Origin of the sequence: Synechococcus sp. Nb3U1, from assembly GCF_021533835.1 — a bacterium.
Taxonomy (GTDB): domain Bacteria; phylum Cyanobacteriota; class Cyanobacteriia; order Thermostichales; family Thermostichaceae; genus Thermostichus.
Window position 1 is genome coordinate 260,109 of the sequence record NZ_JAKFYQ010000003.1, and the last position, 13,135, is coordinate 273,243.

General features: G+C 57.7%; 11 protein-coding genes and 1 pseudogene. 5 read left to right on the forward strand and 7 right to left on the reverse strand.

Going from position 1 to position 13,135, the window contains the following annotated elements; all coding sequences use genetic code 11:
* Positions 1-29: 29 nt before the first annotated feature.
* Complete coding sequence (locus L1047_RS15610; RefSeq protein WP_235279949.1) at positions 30-719, forward strand: phosphoribosylanthranilate isomerase; 690 nt, start codon at positions 30-32, stop codon at positions 717-719.
* A gap of 2 nt (positions 720-721) precedes the next feature.
* Here L1047_RS15610 and L1047_RS16835 read toward each other — a convergent pair whose 3' ends face one another.
* The 5 genes and pseudogenes from L1047_RS16835 to rbfA form a co-directional block, all read right to left on the reverse strand.
* Positions 722-1,240: a DUF4115 domain-containing protein gene (locus tag L1047_RS16835; RefSeq protein ID WP_443081739.1), complete on the reverse strand. Its 519-nt coding sequence runs from the start codon at positions 1,238-1,240 to the stop codon at positions 722-724.
* A gap of 180 nt (positions 1,241-1,420) precedes the next feature.
* A pseudogene (locus tag L1047_RS16840) lies at positions 1,421-1,648 on the reverse strand (helix-turn-helix domain-containing protein); the annotation flags it as partial.
* Between the two features lie 37 nt (positions 1,649-1,685).
* A complete protein-coding gene (locus L1047_RS15620) occupies positions 1,686-2,453 on the reverse strand; it encodes a pseudouridine synthase (protein ID WP_235279953.1) in 768 nt (255 codons plus the stop codon).
* 31 nt (positions 2,454-2,484) lie between these two features.
* Positions 2,485-2,967 (reverse strand): hypothetical protein, encoded by a 483-nt coding sequence (locus L1047_RS15625; protein WP_235279955.1) that lies wholly within the window; start codon positions 2,965-2,967, stop codon positions 2,485-2,487.
* A gap of 252 nt (positions 2,968-3,219) precedes the next feature.
* Positions 3,220-3,651, reverse strand: a complete 432-nt coding sequence (gene rbfA / locus L1047_RS15630) for a 30S ribosome-binding factor RbfA (protein WP_235279957.1) — start codon at positions 3,649-3,651, stop codon at positions 3,220-3,222.
* A 186-nt stretch (positions 3,652-3,837) separates the two neighbouring features.
* Between rbfA and L1047_RS15635 the strand changes: the two genes are divergently transcribed.
* Together L1047_RS15635 and L1047_RS15640 are read left to right on the forward strand one after the other, a co-directional pair.
* Positions 3,838-4,053 (forward strand): hypothetical protein, encoded by a 216-nt coding sequence (locus tag L1047_RS15635; protein ID WP_235279959.1) that lies wholly within the window; start codon positions 3,838-3,840, stop codon positions 4,051-4,053.
* A 128-nt stretch (positions 4,054-4,181) separates the two neighbouring features.
* Positions 4,182-5,603 (forward strand): cryptochrome/photolyase family protein, encoded by a 1,422-nt coding sequence (locus L1047_RS15640; RefSeq protein ID WP_235279961.1) that lies wholly within the window; start codon positions 4,182-4,184, stop codon positions 5,601-5,603.
* 13 nt (positions 5,604-5,616) lie between these two features.
* Here the strand turns inward: L1047_RS15640 and L1047_RS15645 are convergent, their stop codons facing one another.
* The gene (locus L1047_RS15645; protein ID WP_235279963.1) at positions 5,617-8,004 is read right to left on the reverse strand and encodes a transglutaminase family protein; all 2,388 of its coding nucleotides are present in this window, start codon (positions 8,002-8,004) and stop codon (positions 5,617-5,619) included.
* A gap of 256 nt (positions 8,005-8,260) precedes the next feature.
* Here L1047_RS15645 and uvrA point away from each other — a divergent pair, with 256 nt between their 5' ends.
* Together uvrA and L1047_RS15655 are read left to right on the forward strand one after the other, a co-directional pair.
* Positions 8,261-11,170: an excinuclease ABC subunit UvrA gene (uvrA, locus tag L1047_RS15650; RefSeq protein ID WP_235279965.1), complete on the forward strand. Its 2,910-nt coding sequence runs from the start codon at positions 8,261-8,263 to the stop codon at positions 11,168-11,170.
* 219 nt (positions 11,171-11,389) lie between these two features.
* A complete protein-coding gene (locus L1047_RS15655) occupies positions 11,390-12,064 on the forward strand; it encodes a DUF3318 domain-containing protein (protein ID WP_235279967.1) in 675 nt (224 codons plus the stop codon).
* Positions 12,065-12,082: 18 nt separating this feature from the next.
* Here L1047_RS15655 and L1047_RS15660 read toward each other — a convergent pair whose 3' ends face one another.
* Positions 12,083-13,036: an asparaginase gene (locus L1047_RS15660; protein ID WP_235279969.1), complete on the reverse strand. Its 954-nt coding sequence runs from the start codon at positions 13,034-13,036 to the stop codon at positions 12,083-12,085.
* Positions 13,037-13,135: the final 99 nt, after the last annotated feature.

A 13,135-nucleotide genomic window follows, 5' to 3' on the forward strand; every position in this document is an offset into this window, starting at 1 on the left:
ACTCACCCCGCACCTGCCAAGGGATCCCGATGGGCCAGCTCTTTGTGAAAATTTGTGGGATCACCCGCCCAGACCAAGCAGAAGCAATCGCGGCACTGGGGGTGAGTGCCCTTGGGTTTATTGCGGTGCCCAATACCCCCCGCTATTTGCCCCCATCGGCAATGGCTGGGTGGGTGGGATCCCTACCCGTTGTGAGGGTGGGAGTCTTTTTGGATCAAGAGCCCCACACCATCGCCACCTGGGTAGAAGTCACGGGCCTCACGGCTGTTCAGTTGCATGGGCAAGAATCCCCACAAGATTGCCACCGATTGGGAGAATTGCTCCCCGGGATCCCTCGCATCAAAGCGCTGCGCATTCGCCATCTTTCTGATCTGGAAAAGTCGGCGGCCTACGTGGGCTGTGTGGAAACCCTATTGCTGGATGCCTATCACCCCCAACGGGCGGGTGGCACCGGCCAAACCCTCAATTGGCAGGAACTCGCTCATGGATCCCTGCCGTTGCCCTGGCTCTTGGCGGGGGGATTAAACCCGGACAACATTGGCCTAGCCCTGAGCCAAGTGACCCCCAGTGGCATCGATCTCTCCAGTGGGGTAGAGTCCAAACCGGGAGACAAAGATCTGGGGAAAGTAGAGCGCCTACTCCAGCACATCCGTTCCCAGGGGTGGGCAGTGGCTGCCTCTCTGCCCCACCCAAAACTGTCGGGATCCCTATTGCAATGACCCTATTGCAATGAATCGAGCTCCAGGCCCGGCTCAAACATCTGTTCCTTCACTTCCCCGAACCGTCCCATCACCCCAAGATCGCGGTTATTGAAGGTCACTAGCACCCCGCCCGCATTGCCAGTACGCAACACGATCGATTGCTCTGCTTCCCAGTTCAGCTCCGCCCCCGGCTGCAACGTGGCCTCAAACACCGTCTGTCCGTCGGCAATCACCCGTAACCAGGAGGGGTGCTCCACCACCCGAATATCCAACCGCACCGGCTTTTGCCCGATTCCACCGGAGTAGGCTTCCAAAACCTCCGGGAATACCCCTTGGATGCGTGTCCATTGGTCGAGAGTAGGAAACAGTTGCCGGGTGGTCAGAGGTGGTTGCGTCGGAGGCAGAGAGACAGGGGAAGGGTTGGATTCCCCACGACCGATATTACCGATATTTTGCAGACCGATGACCCAGCGGCTGAAGGGATTGCCCGTACCCTCTAGCAGAGCGGATAACCCCCCCACCGCCAATACGATCAGCACGACATAAGCCGCCCAGAGGTGCAGCGGGCGCAGGGCAAAAGTAGGCCGGTCACTAGCGGTGGCAAGGGGCGCTGGGGGATGGGGTGCTTTGGTGAATAGAAGCGGAAAAGCTTGCCGAGAGAGGGTTTCGCCATCCAAGCCCAAATAGTCTGCATAGCGCTTCAAAAACCCTTGGGCGTAGACCGGCTCTGGCAACCGGCTCAAATCCGCCTGTTCCAGGGCCTGCAGATATTGTGTGCGAATGAAGGTATCGTTGGCTACTTCCGTCAACGTCAGACCTCTTGCCTCCCGTGTTTGCCGCAACAGGGATCCTAGGGCTTCCAAAGAGTATGCTGAATCTCGCATCGCTAGGCTACCTACAGAAGAAAGGGGGCCCTTGTGAAGATCATGCATCGTGTTCAGAGACATGACGAGACAAAAAAGAGGTGACCTAAAGAACAGCTGATCAGCGCCATGGGAACGGGGCGAGCAAAGCTTGAACCTGATGAGGCTCCAATTGACGAAACTGACCGGGCTTAAGGTTCCCCAACCGCAGCGAGCCGATGGCTTCTCGATGTAAAGTCAGCACCGGATGCCCGAGACGCTCTGCCACCCGCCGAATTTGCCGATTGCGCCCCTCGAACAAAACCACCTTCAGCCAGGAACCCTCAGGAGTGCTCCTTCTGTAAAAACTGGGGGCAGAGCTACGCTCCACCTCCGCTGGCAGGGTGGTATACCCCTCTAAGTCTACTCCGTCTCGCCAATATTGCAGGGTGGTCTGGCTGGGCTGCCCCTGAACCTGTACCCGATAGGTTTTGGGCAAATGGTAGCGCGGATGGGTCAATTTCAAAGTTAGGTTGCCATCATCACTCAGGAGCAGCGCCCCACTGCTGTCTGCATCCAATCGACCCACAGGATACAGGCGGATTTGGCTATGCCAAGGTTCGGGAAGTAAGTCCAGCACGGTCTTGCGTCCCAAGGGATCCGCACAGGTGGACAATACCCCCACTGGCTTGTGGAGGAGTAAAACATGGCGAACGGGATCCCGGGAAAAAGAGATCACCTGTCCGTCCACTTCGATGCGATCCCGATCGGGGTCAGCTTTGCAGCCCAGCTCCGTGACCACTTCCCCGTTGACCCGAATGCGACCGGCCACCATCCAGGCTTCCACTTGGCGACGGGAGGCCAATCCCTGCTGAGCTAACAGTTTCTGAAGCCGTTGTGGTTCTGCCATCGGCGTTTGGGCAGCGAAAGAAGGGGGAGCACTAAGCAGCAGAGCCCTCAGGGTTGGAGAGCAAATCGCCACCAGGACTGGGGGCCAATAGCAACATTTCCGGCTGTGACTCTGGCCCATCCCCTAAAAAAGAATAGCTGAGACCACAATCAAACTCTTCCGCCAGCCGACAGACTTCCTTAAGATCTCCCACCGACCAAATGCTCCAACTGCTGCGAATCTGGTCATCCACCCACACTTCCACACGATTGCCCTCGATGTGAATGATGCGCTTGGGGTTGGCTTCTGAAGGGCGGCCCATTGCCTTTGTGTCAGGAGATTCTTGCCCTAAGGCCCCCAGAGCGGTCATCAACTGCGGTAGAGCCAGTAAAAGGTGCTGAGCGGCTTGCTGCGGCTGCCCTTTTAAGCAGGAGACCAAAGCTTCCGCAACACTCTGATTGAGGGCCTGTAGAGCTTGCAGTGGGGTAGCACCTGCTAGAGAGGGATCCGGTTGTAGTGGACTTTGGACATCCATGAAAAGGCATGAACAGCTTCTTTAGAGCTTCTTAAGCCTAGCAAATCCAAAAACTTTTCGGTCACTAAACAGGCAAGAAATTCTCTCTAAAGTGTGAAAAAACCTTGCTTCTGAGGTATCTGCATGATTATCAAGCAAGGGTTCTCCTCGTCTATTCAGTTGGCAAGGTAGAGTCATTTCCCCTCATTGATCCATTTCCACTTCCTGCAAAGCAGGCTGACGCTTAGCGCAGATCTCCCGAAATTGGCGCAATTATTGGTTGCTCAACTCGTCTTCGTCGCCCCCTGTTGTGTTCTCAACTTCAGGTTGGGATCCCTCCGGGTTGGCCTCAGAGTCCCGTTTCAGTCGGCTAAGCAAAGACAAAACTCGGGCGCCCCGCTCCAAAGAGCGATCCTGCAAAAACACCAAGACCGGTACCCGACGCAGGCTAAGGCGATGGCCAATTTCCCGCCGCACGAAGGGAGTGGCGGCTTCTAGTCCCTGCATGGTTTGTTGCTGCGCCGTTTCATCCCCATAGATACTGACGAAGATGCGGGCGTTTTGTAGGTCATTGGACACCTCGACATCGACAACGCTGACCATGCCTGCCCCGACGCGGTCGTCTTTGATCTGCGATAGCAGGATTTGGCTGACCTCTCGCTTGATCAACTCCGCTACTCGCGCCACCCGTCGCCCTGTCGCCATTTTTGTATCCCTGAGTTACTATCGTCTGCAAACCTGCTCTGGCCCGCCGCCGATCCTCGCCAACTCGGCCACAGGAACAGTAGCGGATGCTACGAGCATCTCTTCCTTCCACCTTTATTCTGGTTCAATGTCCATCTTGCATTGAGTATGAATACCTAACGCCATCGATGGATGGGTGGAGACGTGATGATCAATACGCCAGAGGCGCTGCGGCGCTCCTTTGAGCAGTTCATGCTAAACGTGACGGAGCCGCTGGATCCGTTGATCTCCCTGAAGCTGACTCAACTTGTGGTGATGCTGGGGGATACGGCTTACGCGATGGGATATAGCGATGGCCAGCAAAAGCCGGATGATCGCTGTCGTCATTGTCCCAGCCGAGTGTTCGACAGTCTAGAGCTTTAATAGGGTTCTTTACAAAACGGCTCCTCTGCTGCTGGCGGAGCCTCAATTGCTGCCCTGACCCCACCTGGGGTTGAGTTGAAAGGATCTGGGGAAACCAGGCAAGATGGGATCCCATTCTTTGGCACCCCATGACGCCCCCTGTCCTGATTTGGCATCGTCGTGATCTGCGCGTGGAAGATAATGCCGCTCTGCATGAGGGGGCTCGGCACAGCCTGCAGGTGGTGCCCGTCTTCATTTTCGACCGGCAGATCCTGGAAAGAGCGGATACGGCACCAGCGCGGGTGGCGTTTTTGCTGGAAGCTTTACAGCGGCTGCAGGAGCGCTACAGCCAGTTAGGGCTCACCCTGGTTTGGCGGATGGGGGATCCCTTGGCGGAACTGCGGAACCTAGCGGCAGACCTTGGGGCTAAGGCGGTGTTTTGGAATGCGGATGTGGAGCCCTTTGCGCTGCAACGGGACAGTCGAGTACGGGCCGGGTTGGCGGAAGCCGGGATCCAGAGCTTTTCTGACCAGGATATGTTGCTGCACGGGCCGGGGGAAGTGTTGACCCAGGCGGGGGATCCCTACTCGGTGTTCACGCCCTTCTGGCGCAACTGGTCGAGCTTGCCCAAGCCGGCGCCCTACCCGATCCCCAAGGGGTTACAACCGATCCCCTCCCTCAGCTTTCAACCCCTACCGGCCCTGGCGGATTTGGGGTTTGTCTGTGAACAGCGGATCCCGGCGGCGGGGGAAGCAGCAGCCCAGGCGCTTCTGGAAAACTTTTGCGATAATCTGCGCATTTTGGATTACGAACGCTCCCGCAATTTCCCGGCTGAAGACGGCACTTCCCGGCTCAGCCCCCATCTGCGCTGGGGGACTGTGGGCATTCGTCAGGTGTGGCAGGCCACGCTGGAGGTGGAAGCAGAGGTGCGCAGCGAAGAAGCAGAAGCCAGTCTACAAACTTGGCGGCAGGAGTTGTGCTGGCGGGAGTTTTACAAGCATGTCTTGGCCCACTGGCCCCATGTGGAAACCGGCGCCTACCGCAAAGTCTTTGATGACCTGGAATGGGACAATCGGCGGGATAGGTTTCAAGCCTGGTGTGCCGGGCAGACGGGCTACCCAATCGTGGATGCGGCGATGCGCCAACTGAACGAGACCGGCTGGATGCACAACCGCTGCCGCATGATCGTGGCCAACTTTCTGACCAAAGATTTGCTGATTGACTGGCGCTGGGGGGAGCTGTATTTCATGCAAAAGCTGGTGGATGGGGATCTGGCGGCCAATAACGGCGGTTGGCAGTGGAGTGCCAGTGTCGGGACGGATCCCAAGCCTCTGCGCATCTTTAACCCCGCCACCCAAGCTGCTCGCTACGATCCCGAAGGGGAGTACATCCGTCGCTATGTGCCGGAACTGGCCGGGTTGGATACGCCCGCTTTGTTGTGGGTGGGCGATGACAAAAAGGGAGCCTGGGCTTTACGGGAACGGCGGGCCTGCCGCTATCCGGATCCGATCGTGGATCACAAGGTGCAGCAGCAGGAGTTCAAACGGCGTTATCAGGCGGTGCAACGTTGATCCCAAGCTGAGATCAAGTAGCTGAGGATGTCCTTTTGGGTTTGTCTGAAGGACTTCTGGAGAATGGCTGCCACTGCCGCCGCAGTTCTCCCAGCTTCTGCTGCCAACGCCGCAATTCTCCCGCTTCCAAGGGGATCCCGCCGAAGCGAATTTCCATGTAGCGCTGCAAGAAGTGGATAGCCAACTGAGCTTGCGGCAAATCGGAGTGGCACAGTTGCTCCACCCGTTGCTCTGGCCCCAGGTGCTCCGGGATCCCTACCGCTGTCGAGATATCCCGCAGTTGCAAATACAGCCTTGAAATCGCCTGTTGTCGTTGGCGTGGCTTGGGCCAAGCCGCAGGGCTCCAACGCATCAGGGCAAAGGCCATCCCCGGCAACAGGATCCCAACCATCCAGGTGGGCCATTGCGGAGGTGGATGCCACAGAGATCCCATCAACGTGCCATTGCCAGCCGTGGCCAACAGGATCCACCCCCCATCCCGCCAGCGCAGCGCCTGATAACGGCGTCGGTAGCCCCAATAGGCCGTGGCTCCGGCGATCAAGACTACACCTAGCACGGGTAGCCCATTTTGCTGCAACGTCTGCCAGAAGGCAGCCAGACCCCCCCGGAAGGCCGCACCCACATCTTCTCGGTCTTGGGAAACGGCGACGGTGCTGGCGATCTCCTGAATCTGCCGCCAGATCTGCTGCTGGGTAAATAGGTCGTACTGAATCACGTACTTAAACCAGCGGAAGCGCAGGCTGTCGTAGAAATCCTGAAGCGGATCCCACCAGGTTTCCCGCAAGCTGACATTGGCCTCGGGTGGCGTGGCATCGAAGGTGACCCACCCATAGGGGCCAAAGGGGATCTCCGTCCAGGAATGGGCATCGGCATTGCGCACCGCCAGATAATTCTCCTGGGCCACCCATCTCCCCCCTAAAAAGCCATTAACAGTACGGGCAGGGATGCCGACGCTGCGGGCCAACACTGTCAGAGCCGTGGCGAAGTATTCACAATGGCCCCGTCGATGGGTAAACAAAAAGGCATCCAGGGGCGGCTCAGCCCGTGGATCTGGTAGATCCAGAGAGTAGGCGTAGTTGTCCAGTAGATAATCCTTCAAGGCGGTCACTTTGCCCAGATCATCCGAGATCCCGCTGGTGATCTCTGCTGCCAACGCGGGAATACGCGGATCCAGATCCTCTGGCAACTGCAGATAGGCTGCTTGCTGAACAGGATCGAGAGCGCTCAACAAATCCGCATGACTGAGCTGTTGCAGGCGGGGGCCGAAACGGGTGGGGATCCGACTCAGAGCCCGGTAGAGATAGGGGATCTGTCTGGGCAACGAATGGCCAACATCCCCGGTTTCGCTCAAGCTCAGGCGGCGATTTTGCCGTTGCCATTCCTGACGCACCGTAGTGGCTCCACCCCGATCCAGCCACTCCACCTCCACGATCGGGGCCACCCCAAACACCGTGTTAGTGGCCAGCGGCTCCAGGTAGATCAACTGTTCCAAGGGGAAAAAGCTCAACCCCGCTGCCGTCGGGATCAGGCTAGAAGCGGAAAGATCAAACACCCCCGCTGCATTTAAGGGAATGGATGTGGATCTATCCAGCGTGCGCGACCAAGCCAGCCCGTCGTAGCGATCGAAGCTGATCCCCCGCCAGTAGAGGGTATCCACCTGGGGGGGCACCCCCGCCGGGAACTCCACCCGCATCACCACGGTGTTGTCGGTTTTGAGGGTGCCAAACCCACCCAGACTCACCTCTTCTGCAAACCCGGTGGTCATGACCGGCGAACGGGATTGTTGGCCCAAGATCCCTAAACTGACCCGCGGAAACAAGAAAAACAAAGCCACCGAGAGAACCACCGCCACCAAAGCCAGGGATCCGAGAAAGCCCAAAAAGTTGAGGTCGATGCCACGGGTTTGGCTGGCAGCCTGTGGGTGAACTTCGGTTTGCAAGCGCAAATGGTAGAGGGTGAGATTGACAAGCCCCACCCCCACATAGACCAAAAACAGCAACCCAAAACTGACATCCTCATTGAACAACGTGGCAATGGCCATCAACAGCAACGACAACACCGCCAACTGGATATGATCCGCCGCCCGTTCCCGCTGAAACAGCTTGGCCCCGGTGAGATAGAGCACCAACCCCAGCGCCCCATCGGAAGCCTGCACAATGCCAAACAGCACCAGCGCCGCCAAACTGAGCAGCACACTCACCGTCAGGGGCATCCACAGCGGGGCATAGCGAGCAAAGTCGAGCCGTGGCGGCTCCCAAAACCAACTGCAAACTCCAGCCGCCCAACAGAGGCCGATCACCAGCGGCGACAAAGCCTGATCCCCCAAACACAGGGCAATAAAGGCTATACCTACCAGCAGGTAAGCAAAGACTTTTTGAACAGAGTGCAGCGTCCAGGTCACATCGGCCCTCGCGGTCTACCTTCAGCATAGCTACAGCTCTTGTGCGGGTTTTCTACAACAATGCTTGTGTCCCTGACCCTAGAATCCCCCTCCCCAATCTTCTGGATCCCAAGAATTCACCCGGCAGGTGCTCTCTCCTGCGCAAGATGTCACCCAAGCCCAGCGTTAAAATCGTTAAGATTTCTTCATCCGCTCTGTCCTGGCGGGTTTTACCCTGGCGTTATGCCTACGGCACGCTGCGCGAAAAGGTGGTGAGATGTCCAGTCAGAACGAGATTCATGTGGTGGGGGCGCGGCAGCACAACCTTAAGGATGTGAACCTGCGGATCCCACGCAATCGCTTGGTGGTGTTCACGGGGGTCTCGGGATCCGGAAAATCCTCCCTAGCTTTCGATACCATCTTCGCGGAGGGGCAGCGGCGCTATGTGGAGTCCCTCAGCGCCTATGCACGGCAATTTTTAGGGCAACTGGACAAGCCGGATGTGGATCGCATCGAGGGGCTGAGCCCGGCCATTTCCATCGATCAAAAATCCACCAGCCATAACCCTCGCTCCACCGTCGGTACCGTCACCGAAATCTACGACTACCTGCGTCTGCTCTATGGCCGGGCCGGGATCCCCCACTGCCCCCACTGTGACCGGGGCATTGCTCCCCAAACAGTGGATCAGATTGTAGATCAGATCATGACCCTGCCGGATCGTACCCGCTTTCAGTTGCTCTCGCCGGTGGTGAAGGGAAAAAAGGGCACCCATGCCGGGTTGTTGCAAAGCCTTAGTCATCAGGGGTTTGTGCGGGTACGAGTGGATGGTCAAGTACGGGATCTGAGCGAGGAGATCACTCTAGCCAAGAACAAAGCCCATGACATTGAAATTGTGGTGGATCGGTTGGTGAAGGGGCCGGATCTGGCGGAGCGCTTGACGGATTCTCTAGCCACCTGTCTGCGGCAGTCGGAAGGGATCGCCGTGGTGGAACTGATGCCCCGGCAGGAAGAGCAGGAGCAGCTTTTGCAAAAAGTGGCGGAAGCAGCAGGGCAATACCTGAACGGCAAACCGACAGAGCTGATCTTCTCGGAAAAATTCGCCTGCCCGGAACACGGCTCGGTCATGGATGAGTTATCGCCGCGGTTATTTTCTTTTAACTCGCCGATTGGGGCCTGTCCCACCTGTCATGGCTTGGGGTTCGAACCTACCTTTGATCCCGATCTGGTGGTGCCGGATCCGAGGTTGCCCCTTTACGCCGCCATTGCCCCCTGGGCGGAACGGGATAACCCCTACTATCTGGCCCTGCTGGTAGGGGCGGCCAATGCCTTTGGTTTTGAAATCAGCACCCGCTGGTGTGAACTCACCCCCGAGCAGCAGCACATAGTTCTCTACGGCTCCGACCAGGAGATCTACATCGAAGCGGAATCCCAGTATCGAGCTGGCGGGAAAGGCTACTACCGCCGCTATGAAGGGGTGATCCCCCAGTTGCAGCGGCATTACCAGGAAACCACCTCGGAAACCTATCGACAAAAACTGGAAGCCTATCTTACCAACCGACCCTGTTCCGCCTGTCATGGATCCCGTCTCAAGCCCGAAGCCCTGGCGGTGCGCATTGGAGGTTACCGCATCACGGATCTCACAGAGATCTCCATCAGCGACTGCCTACACCGCCTGGAAACCCTGAAGCTCACTCCCCGGCAGGCGCAAATTGGCGAGTTGGTGTTGCGAGAGATCAAGGCCCGGTTGCAGTTTTTGGTGGATGTAGGCCTCGATTACCTGACGTTAGCCCGTCCGGCCATGACCCTGTCCGGCGGCGAAGCGCAACGGATCCGGCTGGCCACCCAAATCGGCTCCGGTTTGACGGGGGTGCTGTACGTGCTGGATGAACCCTCCATCGGCCTACACCAGCGGGATAACGAGCGCCTGTTAAACACTCTCTTCCGCCTACGGGACTTGGATAACACCCTGATCGTGGTGGAGCACGACGAAGAAACCATCCGCGCGGCGGATCACATCGTAGATATTGGCCCAGGGGCGGGTGTGCACGGCGGCGAAGTAGTGGTTCAAGGATCCCTGGCAGACATTATGGCTTCAGAACGCTCCATCACTGGGGCTTATTTGTCGGGGCGAGTGCAGATTCCTACCCCAGCGCAGCGACGAGCTGGCAAAGCAGTTTCTCTGAAGCTGACGGATGCCCACAAAAACAACCTCAAGCACATCGATGTAGAGATCCCTCTGGGTAAGTTGGTGTGTGTAACGGGAGTCTCCGGATCCGGCAAATCTACCCTGATCAACGAGCTGCTCTACCCTGCCCTGCAACACCATCTAGGCCAGAAGGTGCCCAAACCGGCGGAAATGGGAGAACTCAAGGGCATTGAACACATCGACAAAGTGATCGTTATCGATCAATCCCCAATTGGCCGTACCCCCCGTTCCAACCCCGCCACCTACACCGGCCTGTTCGACCCGATCCGGCAAACTTTCGCTCAAACCCTGGATGCCAAGGCCAAGGGCTATCAATCGGGGCATTTTTCCTTCAATGTCAAGGGAGGGCGCTGCGAAGCCTGCAAGGGCCAGGGGGTGAACGTCATTGAAATGAACTTTTTGCCGGATGTGTATGTTACCTGCGATGTGTGCGGGGGCACCCGCTACAGCCGCGAGACCCTGCAGGTGAAGTACAAGGGCAAAAACATTTCGGAAGTGCTAAACATGACTGTCGGAGAAGGGGTGGACTTTTTCAGTGCCTTGCCCCCAGCAGCGAAGATCCTCCAAACCCTGGCGGATGTAGGCCTGGACTACATCAAGCTGGGCCAACCGGCTCCCACCCTCTCCGGCGGGGAAGCGCAGCGGGTAAAACTGGCCTCGGAACTGGCCCGCCGCTCCACGGGCAAAACCCTCTATCTGCTGGATGAGCCTTCTACGGGCTTGTCTTTTTACGATGTGCACAAGCTCTTAAATGTGATGCAACGCTTGGTGGATACCGGCAACACGGTGCTGGTCATCGAGCACAATTTGGATATTCTGCGTTGTGCCGACTGGATGATCGACCTGGGGCCAGAAGGGGGTAACCGCGGTGGGCAGATCATCGCCGTGGGCACTCCAGAACAGGTGGCAGAACAGCCCGGATCCCATACGGGGCGATATCTACAGCAGGTGCTGCGACAACATCCTCCTGCTTCTGCTTGAGGAGTCAGGGGATACCGACCTAGCCCGCCCTTGATTTTTTCCAAGACCCTAGCTCACCGGAGCCTGCGCACACCCCTGATGTTTGCAGTGGTTTTTCTAGCAGAAAGGCCGGCTCACGTTGAAAACCAAAACCCTGCTTGGAGCAAGTCAGCAGAGAAGGCTAGAATCCCTTACTATATGGATGCTCTCCAGCCGCTCCCTTATCCGTACCGATCCAACATGTACACCATTTCCGAGTTTGATCGCCTGATCCAGTTTCTCCCGGTGGAGATCCGTCCTGAAGTTCAGATCGAGATCGGTACTCCCGACCAATCTCGGATTGTGCAGCCCCTGTGGCGCTTCCCCTGGCAAAAGTATTCTCGCTTCGCTATTGACCTCAGCCGCTGGCAGAAGTTGAGCAGCGACCAGCAGAAGATCTATTTTTTGCGCGAGGCGGTGATGGCCACTGAGCTGGCGCTTGGGGATAACTGGTCGGCGTTGCTGCTGTATCCGGCGTTGATCGGCGCGGGCAGTATGGGCATTTTGGTGGAGCTACAGATGGGGGACAACCTCGGCATTGGCTTGGCGGCAGGATTGGCGGCTTCGGCGGTGTTTTTGCTGCGCAAAGCGGAAAAAGGACAAAAACCTCAGGTGACTGCCGACGAGTTCACGGTGCGCTACGCCTCCCAGAATGGCTATACCTCCGAGCAAGCCGCTTCCATTTTGCTGAGCGCGCTGCAACAGGTGGCAGTAATGGAAGATCGGGTTAAAAACGACTATGACACCACGATGCGCCGCCGCAACCTGGAGTTTCTTGCTCAGCGGGGCCTGGGTACCGGGGCCTTAACCATCAACCCTAAGTACCGCAACAAAGGCCAAGGCTCTAATCCCAACCCCAATCCGTACCAACGCTGAAGCTCCGTTTCGGACAGATCAAGCCATGCGCAGCTCCCCTTGTACCTCCAGACGGGTATAGGGGCCGATGGAAAGAAACCGTTCCCCCAACATTTCAGCCGCTGCCGGTTGAATCCAGCCCATGCTCTGTAGCAGGTGTAGGGCTAGGGCATATTTGGCTCGTGCCGCTCCATCTTGCACTTTGATGGCCAAACCCATGCCTTCTCCAACCCGGCCAATACACTGGATCCCTTCCGCGCCGGACTTGCTGACCAGCTCCCCCTGGGTGGCTCGCATCAGCTCGGTATCGAAGCGCCCACTGCCAGCCACCATTTCTGGCTGATGGGTCATGGCCCGTGCTACTGATTCCAAATCCGCCCGCTCTCCGGCCGTCAGTTGGGCGAAGAGGGAAGCCATTTGGTTGAGTTGGAGCTGGTAGGTGGGCACACCGCAGTCATCCCGAGCACATAAAAACTCTTCTGAAGGCATTTGCAGCAGTTCCGCCAGCTTGGCCCGCACTAGGGCTTGTACTGGATGTTGCCGCTGAGCGTAGTCCTGCAAGGTCCAGTTTTGGGTGCGGCTGGCCATGAGCATGCCCGCATGTTTGCCGGAGCAGTTATGACAGAGGGGGCTGGGCTTCTCCGGTGGAGTGGGGCAGCTCAACAGTTCTGGGGCCAGATCGGCTCGCCACAGCATGCCGAACACCTGCCGCGCGTGGGCCATGGTGCCCTGATGGGATCCGCACATGATGGCAATATCTTTTTCGCTCAGACGATAGCGCTCTCGAATGCCGGTGGAGAGCATCGCCAGGGCTTGAAAGGGCTTGAGGGCGGAACGGGCGAAAACGGAGGTGGTGCTACTGCCGGCCATGGCTAGGGAGCGTCCACGGCTATCGGCCACAACGGCTTGGCAATGATGGATAGATTCGGTCAAGCCCTCCCGCAGCACATGGATCAACAGTTCGGGGGCGGCGGAACGATTCTCAAATGACATGAAATCCTAAGGAAGGGCTGATTGAGCCGGAAAACGAGGTGTGCACCATCCAAATCATACGCGAGGAGTTGCCGTGATCTTCCAGAATGGAACAGTCCC